This window comes from Paraflavisolibacter caeni, from assembly GCF_025628885.1.
Classification (GTDB): Bacteria; Bacteroidota; Bacteroidia; order Chitinophagales; family Chitinophagaceae; genus Flavisolibacter; species Flavisolibacter caeni.
Genome location: NZ_JAOTIF010000035.1, coordinates 31895 through 52500, shown reverse-complemented (window position 1 = coordinate 52500; position 20606 = coordinate 31895). Strand labels below are relative to the sequence as shown.

The window sequence follows — 20606 nt, the reverse complement described above, 5'->3', positions numbered from 1 at the left end:
GTGCCGATGGAATATGTAGCGGTCAATGACAGCTTTGGGGAGAGTGGCACACCAGCCCAGCTGATGAAGAAGTACGGCCTGGATGCCGAACACATCGTAGGTGCCGTAGAAAAAGTACTGCAACGCAAAGAAGCTTACCAGAAAGTCTCTTAATCTGTACCGACATCTTAACTCCAAAAACAAATGAAGCTTCTTCGGAAGCTTCATTTAATTTTTGCCACTTACATCATTCTTTGGTGATCACGGTAAGTGCTTGTTTAATTTTATTGGCTTTATAAATGAGATCGGCTCTTTCTGAACTCAATACAGTAACGTGTCCCATTTTTCTGCCTGGCTTCGTTTGCTGTTTGCCATATAAATGCAGAAAGGCATTATCAATACTAAGCACCTCTTCCAAACCATTATAATAAGGCTCACCGGAATGATTGTCACTTCCGATAAGATTAATAATAGCAGAAGGTAGAATATACTTTGTGTTTCCTAGTGGATAACCTAAAATGATACGCCAGAGCATGTCAAATTGAGATGAATAATGGGCTTCAATAGTGTGGTGGCCGCTGTTATGAACACGGGGAGCTGTTTCGTTTACAAATACTTCATTGTTCTCATCAACAAACAATTCAACAGCAAACAATCCTGGAGAATTAAAATTGCGTACTACGGATAGGGAAATCGCTTCAGCTTTCCACCAAACCTCTTTTCCAATGTCTGCAGGACAAATTTGAAAATCAAGCAAATTCAGGTCTTTATTGAATAACATCTCAACAGGTGGATACAATGCTGTTTTTCCATCCTGTCCTACTGCGATCATAAGTGCTACTTCCTTCTTGATCTTGATTTTTTTCTCCAATACACTGTGTTCATCAAATCCAAAATGTGAAGAGGAAAGATCTTCTATAATTTGTACGCCCTTCCCGTCATAACCTCCAGTCGCCAACTTCTGTACACCCGGTAGAAGGTGTGCCCAATCAAATATTTCCTGGTTGGATTGCAGGATAGTGAACTCAGCAGTTGGAATACCATGTTCATGGTAGTATTGTTTTTGCAACACTTTATTTTTAATGGTGCGCAAAACCGAAGGCTTTGGAAATACCTGTACACCCTCTTGCTCTAACTTTTCTAAAGCTTCCACATTCACATTCTCAATCTCGATGGTAATGGCATTCAGGTTCTTACCGAAATTATATACCGTGTCAAAATCACGGATGTCACCTTTGATAAAATGCCTGCATAGGTGCGCTGCTGGGCAGTTATCGTCATTTTCCAAAACATGTGTTTCAACAGGATAGTTAGCTGCAGCCTGTAACAACATCCTGCCTAATTGTCCGCCGCCTAAAATTCCTACTTTTTGCATCAGACAAAAGTAAGTACGAATTACGAAGTAAGAACTAGGAACTAATAAGAAGAAAACCGGATTTGTTGATTATGTGTCTTATGATTCAAATAATTTATTTATAATAGCAGGAACTAAGGTTTTCATTCTTGATTTCTTGTTTGAAACAGCATACTTTTTGTACATAAATTGATAACCTCTTCAAATAATCATTATGTCTACACTTGCCAGTCCAAAACAAGACAGTACAACGCAAACAGACTTCCTCCCTTTAGAAGGAACTGATTTTGTAGAATTTTATGTGGGCAATGCAAAGCAGGCAGCTCATTATTATATGACTGCTTTTGGATTTCAGGCGATTGCTTATGCGGGTCCTGAAACAGGGGTAAGGGAAAAAGTCAGCTACGTACTGCGTCAGAATAAACTGACTTTCGTGTTAACAACGCCTTTACGCTTCGAAAATGAAATTGCAGATCATATATATAAACACGGCGATGGTGTTAAGTTCCTTGCTTTGAGGGTTCAGGATGCTTCTGATGCCTGGATGCAAACCACAAAGCGGGGCGCTAAAAGTTTTCAGAAACCTCAGAGAATGACCGATGATTGGGGCGAGGTAGTGACTAGTGGCATCCACACTTATGGAGATACCGTCCATCTCTTTATTGAACGTAAGAATTATAATGGACCATTCATGCCAGGATTTAGAAAATGGGAAAATGAATACTTCAAACCCGAGCCGACAGGCTTACTCTATGTAGACCACTGCGTAGGGAATGTTGGATGGAATCGGATGAATCAATGGGTAAAATTCTATGAGGATGTTATGGGCTTTAAAAACATCCTTTCGTTCGATGATAAAGACATTTCCACTGAATATTCTGCTCTGATGAGTAAAGTGATGAGTAGCGGTAATGGTTATGTGAAATTTCCAATTAATGAGCCCGCAGAAGGAAAAAAGAAATCACAGGTTGAAGAATACCTGGAATTTTATAACGGCGAAGGCGTGCAGCATGTAGCCCTGGCTACCAATGATATTGTTCACACAGTTTCACACTTGAGATCCCGGGGAGTTGAATTCCTCCGTGTGCCTCAAACTTACTATGATAACCTTTTAGATAGGGTGGGAAAGATAGATGAAGACCTGGAACCCCTCAAGGAACACGGCATCTTGGTTGACAGGGATGAGGAAGGCTATTTGCTTCAGTTATTTTCCAAGCCCGTACAAGACCGGCCTACACTATTTTTTGAAATCATCCAGCGAAAAGGTGCAAAAAGTTTTGGTAAGGGAAACTTTAAAGCCTTGTTTGAAGCTTTGGAAAGGGAACAGGAGGCCAGGGGAAATTTGTAAGATCGCATGTACCTGGTTAAAATTCATGTTAATCCTTTAATAATCGGGCAATTTCATAATTTGTTTGAATTTTGTTACCGAAATTGCCGGTTGTTTAGAGGGTAAGAAATTGATATGAAACGAATAGTTATACTCCTTTTTGTAGTTGTTGAATCTTATTTTGCTTTTGGCCAGGGAGCTAGTGCAATAAGCCAGGGTGCCAGTGCCGTAAGCCGTACTGCGCCTTTATCCTTTATTGATTTTCAGCGCACGTTACCCCGCCCGGGCGACGCTCTGAAACGTAAAGAAGATACTTTGCAAAAGCAATTCGCGGCCAAAAAACTGGAATGGCCAGCCAAATATGTGTACGTACGTTCATTTAAGTATGATAGTGAACTGGAAATTTGGGTAAAGAATGACCGCAAGGATCCATACCAATTATTTAAAACCTATAAAGTCTGCGCATTGGCAGGTTCATTAGGACCAAAAAGAATGGAAGGTGATTATCAGGTACCTGAAGGATTTTACTATATCAATGAGTTTAACCCGAAAAGCACTTACAACTTATCGCTGAAGGTGAATTACCCCAATCCTTCAGACAAAGTATTGAGCGATTTATACCGCCCGGGAGGCGATATATACATTCATGGGAGTTGTGTTACTGTGGGCTGCATCCCAGTAAATGATCAGCAGATCGAAGAAATTTACATCCTTGCCGCTCATGCCAAAAGCAATGGACAGGATTTCATCCCTGTACACATTTTTCCAATTAGGTACAATAAAAAAAGAAGTGCTGATTACTTGGCTACCCTGACAAAAACAGATAGCCAATTGAAACAGTTTACAGAAAATCTGAAAAATGTCTACGAGCACTTTGAATTGACACATCAGCTTCCAATAATCATGACTAATATTCACGGAGATTATGTGTATGATGGGCTGGTAGTTAAACCTGCCCCTGTACCGACGCCCAAAAGGGAGCCGGTACCTCATCGTGTAAGAGACGTCTCCAATATAGCAGAAGCTGTGCATAAATGGCCTGAGTTTCCTGGTGGTGGTAACTACTTCTTAAAATATTTGGAAGAAATGGGAAATGCCCTGGTAAAATCGCTGCCCGATGGAAAAAAGAAGGCTTATGTAGTCGTAGAGTTTATTGTTGATACAGATGGAACACCAACCAACTTTAAGATGGTTAAAGGCGTTAACGAGGAATTTGATGACGAATTGATTACTGTTTTAGAACGCATGCCCCAATGGAAACCTGCTGTTCTGAACGATAAACCTGTTGCTAAGAGAATAAGACAGGGTTTTGCAATTGAATAATTGAATTCATATAATATATAAATAAAGCCCCGCGCTGATTGCTCATCCGCCGGGGCTTTGCATTTATTAAAAGGTTTATAGTTGCATCAGTACTTGTGCCGTTTCCGGTGTCTGCTGTTGCAACAACACTTTTCCCTCAATAAGTTCTTGAAGTATATTTTCTGAATAATGCCTTATGGTAAGCAAGGTTAACCCTTTAGTGACTTTTACATCAAATTGCTCAGCAGCCTTGAATACAAATGGTTCAATTTTATTTTGACGGTCATCTACAACATAAAGCATGCTTATGGCCGCTATCTGAGTTAAGTTCGGTTTGAACTTGAACTGCTGAAACAACTCCTCAACTTCAGTGTTCAGTCCTTCACTTACAAAAGAATAATCTTTCGAACTTAATTCTATCAGAACCTGGTTTTTCTTATATACTATAATAGGAGGTAAGTGGTTCACGTTACGGTCGTGAATCACAGTGCCCTCTGACTCGGGTTGGAGAAATGACCTGACATAAAGAGGAATTCCCTTATTCTGTAAGGGCTTTATAGTTTTAGGGTGAATGACCTGGGCTCCGTAATAAGCCATCTCGATCACTTCTTTATAATTCAACTCTTTGATCCATTCCGCCTTGGTATATAGTTTAGGATCAGCATTCAAAACCCCCTGGACATCTTTCCAAATGGTTTGGCTCCTGCAAGCCAGTAAGTTGGCAAAAACAGCAGCCGTATAATCACTGCCCTCCCGGCCTAATGTTGTGCTTTCATTTTCACCGGTCGATCCTATAAAACCTTGTGTAATGACTATATTATAATCATTAAAAAAGGGGACTATGGCATTCTGGACCCTTGCATTGGTATAATTCCAATCAATCCTGGCATCACGGAAATTATCGTCTGTTCTGATAATATCCCTGACGTCTACCCATTTATTATGAATACCTGAAACATTTAAAAAGTTACTGATAATGCTAGTGGAAAGCAGTTCCCCTATGCATACAACCTGGTCGTAATAATAGTCGTACTCTCTTACAGGCTTATCGTGAAGTAACCATTCCACTTCAGTAAACAAATCTGTTAGTTGATCTATAGGTTGACTTGATAATTCTTCTGCAATTTGTAAATGCTTTTGCTTTATAGCATCAAATAATTCAAGAGCTAACTGCTTTTCCTTGCTATAAAACGCATTAACGACTTCCTCTAAGGCATTGGTGGTTTTTCCAATAGCTGATACAACCACCAAGATTTTGTCGTGAGAATAAGACTGCAGAATTCTTTTAAGATTGCGAATCCGTTCAACTGAATCTACTGATGCTCCTCCGAACTTAAAAACCTTCATATCTGAAATTGAGCTTTGAAATTATGTATTAACTACAATGGAGTATAATAAACCTTTACCAGTTGGAAAACATTCGGTTAAACATATCATCTGTAAGGCTACGCACCATTTCATCAAGTAACTGACGTTCAGCCGCCTGTAACGAAAGATTGGCATTAAATTCAAAACTCCGGCTTACATCATATTCTTCTGTTGTATTGCTTAATCGATTGTTTACAGTCAGATGCACACCAACAGTTAGGCGGTTCATTTGGGTTTGACTTTCAGAAATACCGGAAGTACTAATTGAATAATCTCTCACCTCCGCACTTATATCTAAATGTGCATTATCATTATTGGTTTGTGTCAGCCGGGTTTGACTTAAGATCTTCTGCCGTAATTTGTCCGTCAGCTGTGGACTTAGTTGAGGATTAACATACCGGGCCTTATTTTCAATAAAATTGACACGTACTGTTTTAATACTGTCAGGTATAGATACATCAGCAAAACTGTATACACCACATCCCGGAGAAAAAACGGTATTGATGAAAATAAAACTAATGAATACGATGAATGCAGAAATCCCAAAACGTCTTTTCATTATTTTACCATAAATTATTTATGACTCTAAATTTATTTTATACAACTAAGTAAGCCACTTATTTGATTTCCTTTTTAATTTCCTTAAATCCTGAAAATCAACAGCCTCACTCGTCTATATCATATTCTTTTAGCTTCCGGTATAAAGTACGCTCACTGATTCCTAAATCAGATGCCGCATCTTTTCTTTTGCCTTTATGCTTCTTCAAGGCCTTAATGATCAACTCCTTTTCTTTGTCCATAATATTCAGGCTTTCTTCTACTTCTTCATGCTCTTGTATATCTTCTTTATGCATGATTAAAGGCTGCTGAGCCTGTGACGCTACAGGTTGATGCACCAATACCGGTTGCATATGTTCTTGCGACTGGTGCAGTTCTTTGATCTCATTGAGAATAGACGGATTCTGATGCGCCAGTGAAGGGTTTTGCATCACTTCAACGAAAAGACGCTTCAATTCCGTTACGTCCTTTTTCATATCAAAAAAGAGTTTATACAAAATTTCTCTTTCGTTAGCAAACTCGTGTTGCTGCCCTCCTCCATTCTGGTGAGCCAGGATGGGTAAGCGGTTTGGATTATTAATGATAGGTAAAAACCTATCTAACTCTCTTCCATTAACGTGCCTGTCTGTAGCTAAAACAGAAATCTGTTCTGCTATATTTTTTAATTCCCGCACATTACCAGGCCAGGGATAATTGATCAACTTATTCTTGGCCACCTCATCCAGTTGAATGGGGGTAGTTCGGTAGCGCTCAGCAAAATCAACAGCAAATTTCCTGAAGAGTGTTATGATGTCTTCCTTTCTGTCCCGCAAAGCCGGAACTCGAATGGGCACCGTATTCAATCGGTAATAAAGATCTTCGCGAAACTTGTTGTGTTCTACAAGTTGTAATAGATCTTTATTAGTTGCAGTAATTACCCGCACATCAGTTTTTTGAACTTTAGATGAACCGACTCGTATGAACTCTCCTGATTCCAATACACGAAGAAGGCGTGCCTGGGTGCCTAATGGCATTTCCCCAATTTCATCCAGGAAAATTGTTCCACCGTTCACGGTTTCAAAGTAACCTTTCCGGCTGTCAACAGCTCCTGTAAATGAACCCTTCTCATGTCCAAATAACTCCGAATCTATAGTCCCTTCAGGAATAGCCCCACAGTTTACAGCAATAAAAGGATTATGCTTTCGTGCAGAAAGCGTATGTATGATATGTGAAAAAGCTTCCTTGCCGACACCACTTTCACCTACAATGAGTACAGTCAGATCTGTATTTGCCACCTGTACCGCCACCTGTAAAGCGTAATTAAGTGCTGGCGAATTGCCTATAATGCCAAACCTGTTTTTAATGCTTTGGATATCTGTCATTCTGTGATTTCGTTTAATACTTGATTTCGTCTGAATTGAAAATAACGATTAGTTAACCACTATTTCGCCCAGTAAAGTGGCTTGGGTACAATCGTTCACTTTTACATGAACATAGTCTCCTGGTTTTAAATCATAAGATTCCTTCGCAAAAACAATCACTTTGTTCTGGCTGCTGCGGCCCATCCAATGCAGCTCACTGCGTTTAGAAGTGCCTTCAATCAACACCTTGAAAGTCTTACCAAGATCATTCTGGTTACTCTTTAATGATAAGCCATTCTGCATTTCTACAATTTCTTGCAAACGGCGCTTTTTCACCTCCTCAGGAACATCATCAGCATAGCGGCGCTGCGCGAGTGTACCTGGCCGTTCACTATAGAAAAACATATAACTCATGTCATACTGGGAAAACTCCATCAGGTTTAAGGTGTCCTGGTGGTCTTCTTCAGTTTCTGTACAAAATCCAGCAATGATATCGGATGAGATGCCACAATCAGGCATGAGCTCACGGATCCTTTCCACTTTAGCCTTATACCACTCACGACTATAACTGCGGTTCATCAGTTGTAAAACGCGGGTAGATCCACTTTGTAAAGGCAAATGAATGTATTTGCAAATGTTCTCATGTTTGGCCATAGTATGCAAAACATCATCAGTAATATCTTTCGGATGTGAGGTCGAGAAGCGCACACGCAGGTCTGGTGAGATCAATGCCACCATTTCCAAAAGTTGCGCAAAGGTTACAGGCTGACTGCCTTCTGAACTATAATAATAGCTGTCAACATTCTGGCCTAATAGGGTTACCTCTTTATAACCGGCTTCAAAAAGCTCTGCACATTCTTTTAGGATACTTTGATGGTCACGGCTTCTTTCCCTTCCTCTGGTAAATGGAACCACACAAAAAGTACACATGTTATTACAGCCGCGCATGATACTAACAAATGCAGTAATCCCATTACTGTTTAAACGTACAGGAGAAATATCGGCATAGGTTTCTTCCCTGCTCAGTAATACATTTACAGCTTTTTGTCCGCCATCAGCTTCTGTAATAAGCTGTGGTAAAGCCCTGTATGCATCTGGGCCGACAACAATATCCACCAGCTTTTCTTCTTCCAGGAATTTAGATTTCAGGCGCTCAGCCATGCACCCAAGTACACCGATCAAAAGGGAGGGGCGGCTCTGCTTCAGCTTTTTAAATTCAGTAAGACGTTTACGAACAGTTTGTTCCGCCTTTTCCCTGATAGAGCAGGTATTTAATAATATGAGATCTGCATCTTCAAAATTGCGGGTGGCGCCAAATCCTTCTCCATTCAAAATGGAAGCAACAATTTCACTATCACTAAAATTCATCTGGCACCCATAGCTTTCTATATAAAAACGACGCTGGTATTTATTGGGGTCATTGGCAAAAGGCGCAAAAGCCTCGCCCTGACGGGCTTCATCATGCACTTTGGTAGCTATTTCCAACATAAAATCTAAAAAATTGGCTGCAAAGATAACCAATTCAACTTAGGACTGTGACAGGATGGCAGATTTTAAGAAGTATTTGATTCCACAACTCAAAAATCAATTCTGATCACCTAATGCCTTATAACCCTGTGTTTTATGTTTTCTTGATCTCATCAGTTACCTTTGATACTGATGAGGTGTTCCGTACTTTTAATCTTATTGCTCAGCACTTTTTTAGTCAAAGCCCAAACAGGTATTTTAACTGGGAATATTGTTGATGAAAAGAAAAAAGCCATTGCTGGCGCTACTGCTCAATTGGTTTTATTGAAAGATAGTTCCGTGATAAGATCAACAACTTCTGATAAGGAAGGGGAGTTTTCTTTCGGTAATATTCAGTTTGGACGCTATCAATTGCGGATAAGCCATGTTGGATTTGCACCTTTATTTATCGATAGTATTTTCTTTCGCGAAGAGCGCTACGACTTTAATCTGAATGATCTTGAATTGAAGGCTGGCGGAGCAGCCCAGGGTTTGAAAGAAGTGGTCGTTTACGCTGAAAAACCCCTGATAGAAAGCAAGGAGGGAAATATCACATACAATGTTGGTGAATCTGCTTTGAGCGCTTCCAGCAATGCTGGAGAATTATTGACCAATGTCCCCCTGGTTACGAAAGACCCTTCAGGAAATATTACAGTCAAGGGGAAAGAACCAAAAATCCTGATAGATGATAAACCGGTTGAACTGAATTTGCAACAATTACAGGACCTTTTGGAATCTATGCCCGGGAGTTCTATTGAAAAAATTGAAGTGATGACCAATCCTCCGCCTCAATACGCGGCGGAACAAGGAGGCGTGATCAATATTGTAACCAGGAAAGGGAGGGTAGGGGTTTCTGGTAGGGTAACAGTTTATGCAGGAACTAGAGGAGAGGCGGGAGTCAATGGTAATTATAATTATAGGAAACAGGGATTAGTCATTAATATAACTGCAGGCGCAGGTTATAACCGCACTTTAGGAAACGGTTACTCCATCAGGGAAAATACCTATAAAGATTCTGTGAATCATCTGAATACAAATAATAATTATAATAATAAAAACTTCCGTCCCAATCTTAGGGCTAATATCGATTACGAGATCAATAAGCAGCATGCATTGAACTTCGTTCTGCAGTACAATCAGAATGGCCTGGATAATGGTAATCTTACGCGCTATCAGAACTTTAATCGCTTTGAACAATTGTATAAGCTAAGCCAAAGAAATAATGCAACTACAGGAAATAATTACAATCCCAATCTGAGTATAAATTATACTTTCCGGGCTAAGAAACCGGGTAATGTCTTCAGATTGTATACAAATCTGTTGTCTTCCACAAGCGAAAATGACCGCATTTTTTACCAGCAATATTTCTATCCGGACCAAACACCTTGGTACGATTCTACACAACAACAGTTCACAGATAATCAAACAAACGGGTATAATATAAGAGCAAGTTATGACCTGCCTTTACAAAACAAAAAAACATCACTTTCGTTTGGTTCTTATTACAATGTTTCCAATTCGCATATTATAGTAGACGCGAATTCGAAAGGCAGGTACGATATGAACTTCCGGTCCATGGATTCTTTATCGAATAATTTCCGGTACCATCAATTCATAAAAAATGTCAGGGGATCCGTGAAACATGTTTTTGCTCCTGGATTTAGTTTATCAGCAGGAGCCAACTTGGAAGCCACCAATACGTTATTTGAATTGTACAGGACCAATTCTGACACTTCAAACCAATATTGGAGTTTGCTGCCGTTTTTCAACTTCAATAGAAACTGGGTGAATGACCTGTCAATGACTGTTTCATATAGACGCACAATTCGGCGTCCCGGCATTAATGAGCAAAATCCATCTATTGACTTTTCTGATGCATATAATATCAGGATGGGGAATCCTGACCTGGAGGCTTCCCTGTCGCACAATTTTGATCTCGTATTTGGAAAGTCAAACAAATTATTCTACGCCAACCTGGGATTAGGATATAACATTGTTGAAGATATTTTCAGCCAGATCCGGGTACTGATGGATGACGAAAAAACAAAAATCACATGGCAAAACATCTCGGGGCGTAAAGAATATGAAATCAGCACTTGGAGTGGCTACACCTTAGCTAAGAAAACAAGGATAAACCTGAGCGCCACTTATACTTATAACACCTACAACGATTATGATAAAAGGGAACGTAATTACAGGGACGGCGGCTCATTGAGCACCAATATGAATGCTAATTATACCCTGAAAGATCTCTATACCACTACAGGTAGTTTTACATTTAACCGTTTTGCCAACCCTCAGGGAAAAGTACGAAGCAGCCTTAGTATGAACCTGGGCTTTCAAGCAAGGCTACTGAATAAGAAAATGACGGTTACGTTGAATGCAATAGATCCATTTACACAGCAGCAAAACCGCACATTCACCTATGGAAAGAACTTTACAGTCGAGAGCTTCTCTGCTGCTCAATCCAGGAGCTACAGGCTTAGCCTAAGTTATAACATTAGTAAAAAGGTCAAAAAAGCCACACACCTAACCCCTAAAAAGAAAGGCCCCCAACTTCCTAATAAGTAGAGGGCTTCATATTTTATGAATATTATTATACCGCCAAGGCTGCGTAGCGCTGCCCTCTCCGCCTCAGGCGGACCGGGGGGAGACCGGGGTGGAGAGGCTGTGCCTACACTTCCATCTTCAACCTCTTAGCAATCCACGAAGCCTTTACAGGAATGATCCAGTTAGATTCCATTTCAGCCTTGGTAAGGACAGTATTATTAAAATAAAGAGTTTCAGGATCAATAAAATTGTTCTCAAATGCATACTGAAGTTGGTTCATTGGAAGTACCTGAACCTTGTCTTTTACCACAAAAGCCAGCCCGTTACGATCAAAGAAATCAACCTTAAATTGCTGTCCTAACTGTTTGACAAAGCGCATAGAACTGTCTGTGCTACATCCGCCAACGCTTGTCTGGCTTTCATCAGCCATCAATACCAAAAATTGACCAAAGAAAAGGTTTCCATATGCCTTTACTGAGTCCCCATGCGATTGCCACTCTCCACAAAATTTATTGATCAGTGCTTCTATTTCCAAAGCTTCCGACAAAGTAAATAACCTGCTGCTTTGATATATCCAAACACGACTATGAGGAGAAAATGTTTCCGGTAATAATTGAATAAATTCTAAGTTCATGCTGCAAAGATAATATCCCCCAACCACTCTCCAAATCACATCCCAGCCCACACCCCCAGTCCGCCTTAGGCGGAGAGCATCCACGCACAAAACCTATTAAATAAAAAAAAGCCCTCAATTATAGTGAGGGCTTCATATTTAATGAATATTATTATACAGCCAAGGCTACGCAGCGCTGTCCCTCTCCGCCTCAGGCGGACCAGGGGTGTGCTGGGGCATAAGACTCCTTTCCACCAACTCCGCAATATCCATCACCTTCACCGTCTCCTCCTTTTCAGCGCCCTTCACTCCATCCGTAAGCATAGTATTGCAAAACGGGCAGGCTGAAGCCACAATAGTTGAACCTGTATTGATCGCTTCATTAGCCCTTTCCCAATTCACGCGGATCTTTCCAGGTTCTTCCTCCTTGAACATCTGGGCACCGCCGGCACCACAGCAAAAACCATTTTTACCACAGCGCTTCATTTCAACCAATTCAGCGTCAAGAGCTTCCAATACTTTCCTTGGAGCTTCATAAATACCATTGCCCCGCCCAAGGTAGCAACTGTCATGATAGGTGATCCGCTGTCCTTTAAAAGTACCGCCCTCTTTTAGTTTGATCCTCCCTTCATCAATCAGCTGTTGCAATAATGTGGTATGATGAACGACCTCATAATTACCGCCCAACTCAGGATATTCATTTTTGATGATATTAAAGCAGTGCGGACAAGCAGTAACTATCTTTTTTACATTGTAATTATTTAATATTTGGATGTTCTGGTAAGCCATCATCTGGAATAAAAACTCATTACCAGCCCTCCTGGCCGGATCGCCAGTGCACATTTCTTCTTTTCCAAGTATAGCAAAATCAATCCCGGTAGCATGTAAAATGGTGGCAAATGCTTTAGTTATCCTCTGAGCCCTCTGATCAAACGAACCGGCACAACCTACCCAAAACAGGATTTCAGGCGATTCGCCGGCAGCAAAGGCTTCAGCCATAGTTTTAATGTGCATGCAGTTTATATTTTATTTTGTCAGGAAGATCATAAGTTCCCCGTTTTGTTAAGATAATAATTTTAGTATTCAAATTATCTATTTTTGCCGCCCTTATGAATGTTAAGAGCATTTGGGAAAAACTTGTCAACTGGGAATTGTGGCCATTTAAGCTGCGCTATTTGGCTATTACGCCTGTTTGGATCTGGTATTGTCTTCGATCCGGCTCAGTATGGTTTTTCAGTTCATCTAATCCAACGATAACTTTTGGAGGATTCGAAGGAGAAGGGAAAAAGGAAATGTACGAGCAATTGCCAAAAGACCTCTATCCCAAAACTATATACATTCAACCCGGAGAACCAAAAGAAATCCTTTTAAAGAAATTAACAGATCACGGTTTTACATATCCCTTTTGCGTAAAACCTGATGTGGGCATGAAAGGTTTGCTCTTCCGGAAAGTTGACCAGGAAAAGGCTCTTCTTTACTATCACCAGAATATGCAGGTCGAATATATAATTCAAGATCTGGTATTGTACCCTTTGGAAATCAGTGTGTTTTATTATCGCTACCCCAACCAAAAGAAGGGCGTGATCACTGGCTTTATACAGAAAGAATTAATGGAGGTCATTGGAGACGGCAAAAGCAAAATAATTGAACTGATACAGGCACACCCCAAAGCTAAATACCGCCTGGAAGAAATGCGTATCAAACATGCTGACAACCTGGAAATGGTTTTGCCAAAAGGGGAGAGGTTTTTCTTAACCTATGCAGCTAATCTTAACCGTGGCGCCCGTTTTGTCAATCTAAAACATGAAATTGACGAAGATCTGCACCTCATCTTCGACGAATTAAGCTTGAATACCAACTTTTATTATGGGCGGTATGATATTAAATGTAAGTCTATTGAAGACTTGAAACAGGGCAAAAACTTCGTCATTTTGGAATTTAATGGGAGTGGAGCTGAGCCAAACCACGTTTACAACATGGGTTATTCCTTATTCCAGGCCTATAAAGAAATTCTCATGCACTGGAAAGTATTATTCAGGATTTCGCGATATAACCACCGGAATGGAACACCATATTGGTCTTTTTTAAAAGGCTGGAAGTTTTTGCAACAATCCAAAAAACACTTTGAGATTCTGGAGGAATGGGATACAAAAATCCTGATATAAAAAAGAATGGCTAAACTGTTTCGCATACTGATTACTGGGATGTTCATCTCATTCCTAGGTTCTTTGCCGTTGGGAACGTTGAATGTTGCCGTAATGCAAATTTCTATCACTGATGGTATTTTTCCTGCTGCAAACTTTGCTGCAGGAGCTCTGCTGGTTGAAATAATATATGTAAGGCTTTCATTGATCGCTATGGACTGGGTGCGCAAACAGCAAAAGCTATTCATGATCCTGGAATGGCTTACCCTGTTGATTGTACTGGCACTTGCAGTTTCTTCCTTTTATGCAGCAGCACATCCATCTGTCAAGAAAAATGTGATCCTGAGCAGCACCCTGCACCGCTTTTGGCTGGGACTATTGATGAGTGCTATTAATCCGGTTCAAATACCTTTCTGGTTTGGCTGGAGCACTGTTTTGTTTACTAAAAAGATCCTTTTACCTAGAAACAGCCACTATAACTTTTATATCATTGGCATTGCATTAGGAACCATACTGGGTAGTTGTGTTTTTATATTCGGAGGTAAACTTATTGCTGATAAACTTGCGAGCAATCAGAATATTTTAAACTGGGTTATAGGAGGTATATTTTTGCTGACCGCAATAATCCAAGCGATCAAAATGGTCCGCAAGAAAGATCCGCTACATCAAATGGAACACCCGGAAGAAGTTCCTTATAAGTGGGAAGAAAGAATGATTGAAAGGAAGGATAACTCGCTTAAAGATTGATCTTTGACAACAACCTTGCAATTACATCCATTATATTGGATTCCTTTTGATCAGATTATTTATCGATCACCTTTGTATCCAGTACATTCGGATTTTTACGCAAAAAATACCCCAAAGAAATACCTGCTATTCGGTTAAAGATCCTTGGTCCATAATCAGCATTGTTCATACTGCCGATACCATGTGCATAATGGGCAAAGATGATCAGGCCGCTTTTAGTTTCATAACCGAAATGTACGTTGGTAGATGCTGTAATACGACCATAATCACCAAAACTAAACTTCATATTCCGGTTTACGGTTCCGCGTGGGAGTACATCAAACTGCTCCTTACCACTAATAATTAAATCCACCGCAAAGCCACCCTTAATAAAAAAGTGATTTGGATTTTTGGATAGATCATATTGCAACAAAGCTGCAGTTTCAACAGTATGCATCTTTGTATCATTATTGATAGCTTCATCAGAAGGAGGAAAAGCTCCTTTATTAAAAGTGACTTTATAGCCTTTGAGGCTGTAATAAAAGGCTGGAGCAAAGTATAAATTATTTTCAAAGGGAACTTTCATGGTTAAGCCGGCCTGAACCCCATATTTATGATCAGTGGGTTGATCCTCTCCCTCGATTTTATATTTTGCAGATGTAATTTGAGGCCCCCCGATGATGCCTAGTTCCACTTGTGAAAATGATGCAAAAGCACTAAAAAGACACAAACTGGTAACTATAGTTTTCAGGTAAATATTTCTCATAAGCGCCTAAAGTAATAAATATAATTTACAAAAGATATACCCCTCCCATATTCACCATTGACCATTGCCCATTCACCAACTCCACCAGGCGGACCCTGTTATCAATGTAGATCTGTTTCATCTTGCTGATTCATTTACCCCCTAAAGCTAGGGCTGCCTACCCTCACCCCAAACCCTGGTGGACGTTTTGGCCTAAAATGGCAGGAAATGACCGCTTTGTCCGCTTCAACAGAATCCATCCTTCGTACCTTAAGTATACCTGAAGCATACCATCAGTATACCTAGAGTATTCCAACAGTGCCCCTCCATTCCCTCTACCTACCCCATTCCTACTCCATGCTGACTGGATGCCTACTCCCTACTTACTCCGTACCAACTCCGTACATCAGCCGTACTTTAGCCGTACTTAAGCCGAGGCTACTTCGACCATCCTTCGACCATCCTTCGACTATCCTTCGACCATCTTTCGACTATGCTTCGATCTGAATGGAGCAAATGCTCATAAATAAGGGGAAAACAGCGTGCAGGCAGAACGCCTTCAAAGCCCAGAACGGAGGCAATGGAACTGTGCCTAAAGGTACAAAACCAACCCCCACCTTCCAAGTTTTGAACCCCAACTTCAAACTCCAAACCTCAAACTCCCTTCTATCATCTACCATCTATCATCTTTTCTCCCCCATTCCTCATTCCCTAATAACCATACGCCGCGTCATCCCCACGATTATCAGCAACAGCCTCAAATCTGCCCACTGGAAGAACCTTTATAGTTTCCACTCGACCAATCGCTTCCCTCTTTTGGATTGTATAACCCATCCTGGTCAAAGCCGATATAACTTCGGAAGGAAAGCTTTCTTCAACACTAACAAGATCAGGCAACCATTGATGATGAAACTTAGGCTTGTTAACAGCATCTTCGGTTGATAAGTTGAAATCTATAATATTCACCAGTGTCTGGAATACGGATGTCGGAATTGTTGTTCCTCCTGGCGTGCCTGTTATAATAAATGGTTCCCCATTTTTCAATACGATGGTTGGTGTCATTGAGCTAAGCATACGTTTGCCTGGTTCTATAGCATTGGCTTCGCCTCCAACAGCACCATATAGGTTAGGAACACCAGGCTTTGCACTGAAATCATCCATTTCATCATTGAGGAGAAATCCTGCACCACCTACTACTGTTTTGCTCCCATAAGAATTATTCAATGTCGTAGTTACGGAAACTGCATTTCCTTCTCTGTCTATAATACTAATGTGCGTGGTTTGGGTACTTTCTTTAATGGTACCAGGTGCAATAGACTCGCTTTTACCAGCAACACCTGCTACAAAATCATGCATTCTTTCTTTTAAATAGCTTTCACTTGTCAATTGCTCCACTGGCACAGGATAAAAGTCGGGATCCCCCATATATTTAGCCCTGTCTGCATAAGCCCTGCGTTCAGATTCTACCATTAACTGTACTGCCAGGGGCGATAAAAATCCCAACGTCGGTAAGGGTTTATCTTCAACCATTTTCATCATCTGGTGTAGCAAAACACCGCCACTACTTGGCATTGGCATAGAAACAATCGTGTGACCTTTGTAAGTAAACTGGTGAGGAGTTCGCCATTTAGCTTTATAACCTTTCAAATCATCTAAAGTCATGATACCGCCGCCTCGTTTCATCTCTTCAACAATCAACAGGGCTGTTTTGCCCTCGTAAAATCCGGCAGCACCAAGGTCACGGATTCTGATCAGAGTATTCGCAAGTTCCCTCTGTATCAAGGTATCTCCCTTTTTCCACGGTAATTCTTTTTGAAAAGCGCTGCGGACAGTATTAAACTGCTTTAAATCACTTTGTAATTCATTAAGGGAAGTTGCCTCTCTTTCAGTTATTGCAAAACCCTTCTCTGCCAAATCAATAGCCGGTTGTATCAATATTTTGAATGAAAGCTTTGCATATTGCATGCTTTCAAACAAACCCGCAATTGTGCCCGGAACGCCGCTGGAAAGATGGCCATTCAGGCTCTTACTGGCGATTACATTTCCGTTCGTATCCAGGTACATGTTCCTGTGTGCCGAAGCAGGGGCTTTCTCCCTGAAATCAAGTGCAACTTGTTTCCCATTTGCTAAATGAGCCACCATAAAACCACCCCCTCCAATATTGCCAGCTCCGGGATATACAACAGCTAGTGCCAATTGGGTAGCTATGGCTGCGTCTATTGCATTGCCTCCTTTCTTCATGATCTCTACACCAATCTGGCTAGCTAGTGGGTGTGCAGAAACCACAGCTCCGTGGGAGGCTACGACACTTTTTTGAAAACTATATTGATAGAAATTGACGCTTTCAGGTCCGGGAAACTTACGTGTTGAGCAGGAACAGATAATGAATATGGAAATGACAATCAGGATTCTTGCCATACTATAATAAGATATAATATTAATAATAGATTTTGTAAATTAAGAAACGTAGATCATATTATCTTTCCGAAATGAAACGATGTATACTTTTCTTCATATTATTTTATATATCATTTTATAGTTGGGCTCAGTTAAAAAGCCCGGAACAATTTCTGGGATATAAGATTGGAACCCGGTACACGCCACACTGGAAAATTGTTGATTATTTTCAATACGTTGCAGCAACCGCACCAGGTATGGTAAAGCTGCAGGAATATGGACAAACATACGAAGGGAGGCCCTTGATCGTAGCTTATGTTTCCAGTTCCGAAAATATCAGCAGACTCGAAGCTATTAGAAACAATAATTTGAAACTGGCAGGTTTCGAAGGCACTGATAAAGGGTCTGTAACAGAGCCCGTGGTGGTTTGGTTAAGTTATAACGTGCATGGTAATGAAGCTTCTTCATCAGAAGCTTCTATGCTTACCATTTATGCATTGGCCGACCCCTCAAATCAACAAACAAAAACTTGGTTGAAAAACACCGTAGTAATTATAGACCCTTGCTTGAACCCGGATGGGAGAGACCGTTATGTAAACTGGTACACTTCTGTGGCTGGAAAAAATTACAATCCGGCTTTAGATGCCAGGGAACATAAAGAACCTTGGCCGGGTGGGAGAACCAACCACTACAACTTCGATTTAAACAGAGACTGGGCATGGCAAACGCAGATAGAAACCCGGCAACGTATGAAAGTATACAATGACTGGTTGCCAGAGGTGCATGTTGATTTTCATGAGCAAAACGTGAACAGTCCTTATTATTTTGCCCCGGCGGCACAACCTTATCACGAAGTGATCACTCCCTGGCAACGTGATTTCCAAAACATAATTGGCCGTAATCATGCAAAATATTTTGATGAAAAAGGTTGGTTATACTTCACAAAGGAAGTATTTGATCTATTGTATCCCTCTTATGGCGATACATATCCTATCTATAACGGTTCTATTGGAATGACCTATGAACAAGCAGGCGGTCCTTCAGGAGGTTTGGGTGCATTAACCAAGGATGGCGATACCTTAACACTCACAGATAGGGCAATCCATCATTTTACTACTGGTATGAGTACCATTGAAGTAGCTTCTAAAAACGCAGGTAAACTGATGACCGAATACCAAAACTTCTTCCAAAATGCAGCAACAAAGGGAATAGGAAATTACAAGTCATATATTATTAAATCTTCTACTCAGGATGAACAACGAATTGGTGCTTTATTAGACTTATTAAGAAGAAACAAAATAAACTTTGGCGTTGGTAAACCTGCAAATATCCGCGGTTACAATTATGACAATGGACGAGAAGAAAATGTTTCCGTTACCAGTTCCGACATTATAATTCCTTCAAATCAGCCAAAAGGGGGACTGGTAAAAGTATTGTTTGAGCCCAATACTGTTGTTGTAGATTCAGTCACTTACGATATTACTGCCTGGTCCTTACCTTATGTTTTCGGCATTAAAGCCTATGCCACACGCCAATCGCTAACTGCTGGTGCAGAACCTTCAGAAGCATTGGTGCAAAATGGGCCTGCGGAACCATACGGTTATGTTTTTAACTGGAACGGTATGAAAAGTGCTCAATTTGTTTCACAGTTATTACAGAAAGGTATCCGTCTTCGCTACACTGAACAACCGTTTGAGACAGCTGGAAAAATCTTTGACAGGGGAACTATCATAGTATTAAAGACAAGCAACCAATATTTTTCAAATTTATGGTCAGTGGTGAGGAATTTGGCCGATAAGTATAAAGTGCAACTAACACCAGTTACAACTGGCTTTGTGGAAAAAGGCTCTGATTTTGGAAGTTCAAAAGTACACGGTATCAAACGGCGCAAATTGGCTATGCTGACAGGTGATGGTATAAATGCCAATGCCGCAGGGGAGATCTGGCATTTCTTCGAACAGGAACTAGATTATCCCATTACTTTGATCAACCAGGCAGATTTCAGTATTACCAATTGGAATGACTATGATGTCATGATCTTGCCAAATGGGAACTACCGTTTTTTGTCCGATAAATCGCAAACAGAACAATTAAAATCCTGGATAGCAAAAGGCGGGCATTTGATTGCTTTGGAAAATGCCGTGGCTCAGTTAACTCGTATGGAAGGAACAATTAAATTGAAAAAGGCTGCCGATACTGCAGATGAAAAAGAGTCTTATCAGCAATTAAAAAAGTTTGAAAACCGTGAACGAGACATTATTCCATCTATGACTCCCGGTTCGATCTTTAAAGTGGAACTGGACAATACCCATCCACTTGCGTTTGGTTATCCTGCATATTATTATACCTTAAAACAAGATGATAACATTTTTGAGTTTATGAAAGACGGCTGGAACGTTGGTGTTTTGAAAAAGAACAAGCAAGTGGCTGGCTTTGTAGGCTCACAACTGAAAAACCGCCTTCAGGATGGTATGCTGTTCGGTGTACAGGAGATTGGCAATGGGACAATTACTTATTTGGCTGATGATGTCCTGTTCCGCAACTTTTGGGAAGGTGGAAAGTTAATGTTCTGCAATGCATTGTTCCTGGTCGGACAATAGAAATTTCATGCAACAGTCAAGGTAAACTTAAATTATAAGCTATAAACTTATCTCTTTAACGAACTCTTTACTATTTGGCTATTTAACTTTATTCGTT

At 40.6% G+C, this 20606-nt stretch carries 15 protein-coding genes; 6 read left to right on the top strand and 9 right to left on the bottom strand.

Annotation, left to right across the window (positions count from 1 at the left end; translation table 11 throughout):
- Window positions 1-226: 226 nt before the first annotated feature.
- Window positions 227-1354 (bottom strand): 5-(carboxyamino)imidazole ribonucleotide synthase, encoded by a 1128-nt coding sequence (locus OCK74_RS25605; protein ID WP_279299963.1) that lies wholly within the window; start codon window positions 1352-1354, stop codon window positions 227-229.
- Between the two features lie 193 nt (window positions 1355-1547).
- On the opposite strand from OCK74_RS25605, the gene hppD reads away from it, so the two are divergent.
- Together hppD and OCK74_RS25595 are read left to right on the top strand one after the other, a co-directional pair.
- Window positions 1548-2681, top strand: coding sequence for a 4-hydroxyphenylpyruvate dioxygenase (gene hppD / locus OCK74_RS25600; protein ID WP_279299962.1), 1134 nt, complete (start codon window positions 1548-1550; stop codon window positions 2679-2681).
- Between the two features lie 114 nt (window positions 2682-2795).
- Complete coding sequence (locus tag OCK74_RS25595) at window positions 2796-3983, top strand: L,D-transpeptidase family protein (RefSeq protein WP_279299961.1); 1188 nt, start codon at window positions 2796-2798, stop codon at window positions 3981-3983.
- Between the two features lie 75 nt (window positions 3984-4058).
- On the opposite strand, the gene OCK74_RS25590 is transcribed toward OCK74_RS25595, so the two are convergent.
- The 4 genes from OCK74_RS25590 to miaB all read right to left on the bottom strand — a co-directional run bounded on the left by OCK74_RS25590 (window position 4059) and on the right by miaB (window position 8716).
- Window positions 4059-5309, bottom strand: coding sequence for an aspartate kinase (locus OCK74_RS25590; RefSeq protein WP_279299960.1), 1251 nt, complete (start codon window positions 5307-5309; stop codon window positions 4059-4061).
- Between the two features lie 55 nt (window positions 5310-5364).
- Window positions 5365-5889: an LPS assembly lipoprotein LptE gene (gene lptE, locus OCK74_RS25585; protein ID WP_279299959.1), complete on the bottom strand. Its 525-nt coding sequence runs from the start codon at window positions 5887-5889 to the stop codon at window positions 5365-5367.
- A gap of 106 nt (window positions 5890-5995) precedes the next feature.
- Window positions 5996-7249 (bottom strand): sigma-54 interaction domain-containing protein, encoded by a 1254-nt coding sequence (locus OCK74_RS25580; protein WP_279299958.1) that lies wholly within the window; start codon window positions 7247-7249, stop codon window positions 5996-5998.
- A gap of 48 nt (window positions 7250-7297) precedes the next feature.
- Window positions 7298-8716: a tRNA (N6-isopentenyl adenosine(37)-C2)-methylthiotransferase MiaB gene (miaB, locus tag OCK74_RS25575; RefSeq protein ID WP_279299957.1), complete on the bottom strand. Its 1419-nt coding sequence runs from the start codon at window positions 8714-8716 to the stop codon at window positions 7298-7300.
- 171 nt (window positions 8717-8887) lie between these two features.
- On the opposite strand from miaB, the gene OCK74_RS25570 reads away from it, so the two are divergent.
- On the top strand, window positions 8888-11305 hold the full coding sequence (locus OCK74_RS25570) for an outer membrane beta-barrel protein (RefSeq protein WP_279299956.1): 2418 nt from the start codon (window positions 8888-8890) through the stop codon (window positions 11303-11305).
- A gap of 103 nt (window positions 11306-11408) precedes the next feature.
- On the opposite strand, the gene OCK74_RS25565 is transcribed toward OCK74_RS25570, so the two are convergent.
- Together OCK74_RS25565 and OCK74_RS25560 are read right to left on the bottom strand one after the other, a co-directional pair.
- Complete coding sequence (locus OCK74_RS25565) at window positions 11409-11918, bottom strand: hypothetical protein (RefSeq protein ID WP_279299955.1); 510 nt, start codon at window positions 11916-11918, stop codon at window positions 11409-11411.
- A gap of 165 nt (window positions 11919-12083) precedes the next feature.
- Window positions 12084-12911, bottom strand: coding sequence for a (Fe-S)-binding protein (locus tag OCK74_RS25560; protein ID WP_279299954.1), 828 nt, complete (start codon window positions 12909-12911; stop codon window positions 12084-12086).
- A 95-nt stretch (window positions 12912-13006) separates the two neighbouring features.
- Here OCK74_RS25560 and OCK74_RS25555 point away from each other — a divergent pair, with 95 nt between their 5' ends.
- Together OCK74_RS25555 and OCK74_RS25550 are read left to right on the top strand one after the other, a co-directional pair.
- The gene (locus OCK74_RS25555) at window positions 13007-14062 is read left to right on the top strand and encodes a hypothetical protein (RefSeq protein ID WP_279299953.1); all 1056 of its coding nucleotides are present in this window, start codon (window positions 13007-13009) and stop codon (window positions 14060-14062) included.
- A 6-nt stretch (window positions 14063-14068) separates the two neighbouring features.
- Window positions 14069-14788 carry a LysE family translocator gene (locus OCK74_RS25550; protein WP_279299952.1) on the top strand — a complete coding sequence of 240 codons (720 nt, stop codon included), beginning with the start codon at window positions 14069-14071 and terminating at the stop codon, window positions 14786-14788.
- A gap of 55 nt (window positions 14789-14843) precedes the next feature.
- Here OCK74_RS25550 and OCK74_RS25545 read toward each other — a convergent pair whose 3' ends face one another.
- Together OCK74_RS25545 and ggt are read right to left on the bottom strand one after the other, a co-directional pair.
- Entirely contained in the window at window positions 14844-15533 is a 690-nt protein-coding gene (locus tag OCK74_RS25545; RefSeq protein WP_279299951.1) for a porin family protein, read from the bottom strand.
- Window positions 15534-16223: 690 nt separating this feature from the next.
- A complete protein-coding gene (gene ggt, locus OCK74_RS25540; RefSeq protein ID WP_279299950.1) occupies window positions 16224-17930 on the bottom strand; it encodes a gamma-glutamyltransferase in 1707 nt (568 codons plus the stop codon).
- A 71-nt stretch (window positions 17931-18001) separates the two neighbouring features.
- Between ggt and OCK74_RS25535 the strand changes: the two genes are divergently transcribed.
- Window positions 18002-20509 carry a M14 metallopeptidase family protein gene (locus OCK74_RS25535; protein WP_279299949.1) on the top strand — a complete coding sequence of 836 codons (2508 nt, stop codon included), beginning with the start codon at window positions 18002-18004 and terminating at the stop codon, window positions 20507-20509.
- Window positions 20510-20606 lie beyond the last annotated feature (97 nt).

Excerpts from the sequence above, each read along its gene's own strand:
- OCK74_RS25555 (WP_279299953.1), top strand. The coding sequence starts at position 13,007 with ATGAATGTTAAGAGCATTTGGGAAAAACTTGTCAACTGGGAATTGTGG.
- OCK74_RS25590 (WP_279299960.1), bottom strand. The coding sequence starts at position 5,309 with ATGAAGGTTTTTAAGTTCGGAGGAGCATCAGTAGATTCAGTTGAACGG.
- miaB (WP_279299957.1), bottom strand. The coding sequence starts at position 8,716 with ATGTTGGAAATAGCTACCAAAGTGCATGATGAAGCCCGTCAGGGCGAG.
- OCK74_RS25580 (WP_279299958.1), bottom strand. The coding sequence starts at position 7,249 with ATGACAGATATCCAAAGCATTAAAAACAGGTTTGGCATTATAGGCAAT.
- lptE (WP_279299959.1), bottom strand. The coding sequence starts at position 5,889 with ATGAAAAGACGTTTTGGGATTTCTGCATTCATCGTATTCATTAGTTTT.
- OCK74_RS25605 (WP_279299963.1), bottom strand. The coding sequence starts at position 1,354 with ATGCAAAAAGTAGGAATTTTAGGCGGCGGACAATTAGGCAGGATGTTG.
- OCK74_RS25595 (WP_279299961.1), top strand. The coding sequence starts at position 2,796 with ATGAAACGAATAGTTATACTCCTTTTTGTAGTTGTTGAATCTTATTTT.
- hppD (WP_279299962.1), top strand. The coding sequence starts at position 1,548 with ATGTCTACACTTGCCAGTCCAAAACAAGACAGTACAACGCAAACAGAC.
- OCK74_RS25545 (WP_279299951.1), bottom strand. The coding sequence starts at position 15,533 with ATGAGAAATATTTACCTGAAAACTATAGTTACCAGTTTGTGTCTTTTT.
- ggt (WP_279299950.1), bottom strand. The coding sequence starts at position 17,930 with ATGGCAAGAATCCTGATTGTCATTTCCATATTCATTATCTGTTCCTGC.
- OCK74_RS25550 (WP_279299952.1), top strand. The coding sequence starts at position 14,069 with ATGGCTAAACTGTTTCGCATACTGATTACTGGGATGTTCATCTCATTC.
- OCK74_RS25570 (WP_279299956.1), top strand. The coding sequence starts at position 8,888 with ATGAGGTGTTCCGTACTTTTAATCTTATTGCTCAGCACTTTTTTAGTC.
- OCK74_RS25565 (WP_279299955.1), bottom strand. The coding sequence starts at position 11,918 with ATGAACTTAGAATTTATTCAATTATTACCGGAAACATTTTCTCCTCAT.
- OCK74_RS25535 (WP_279299949.1), top strand. The coding sequence starts at position 18,002 with ATGAAACGATGTATACTTTTCTTCATATTATTTTATATATCATTTTAT.
- OCK74_RS25560 (WP_279299954.1), bottom strand. The coding sequence starts at position 12,911 with ATGCACATTAAAACTATGGCTGAAGCCTTTGCTGCCGGCGAATCGCCT.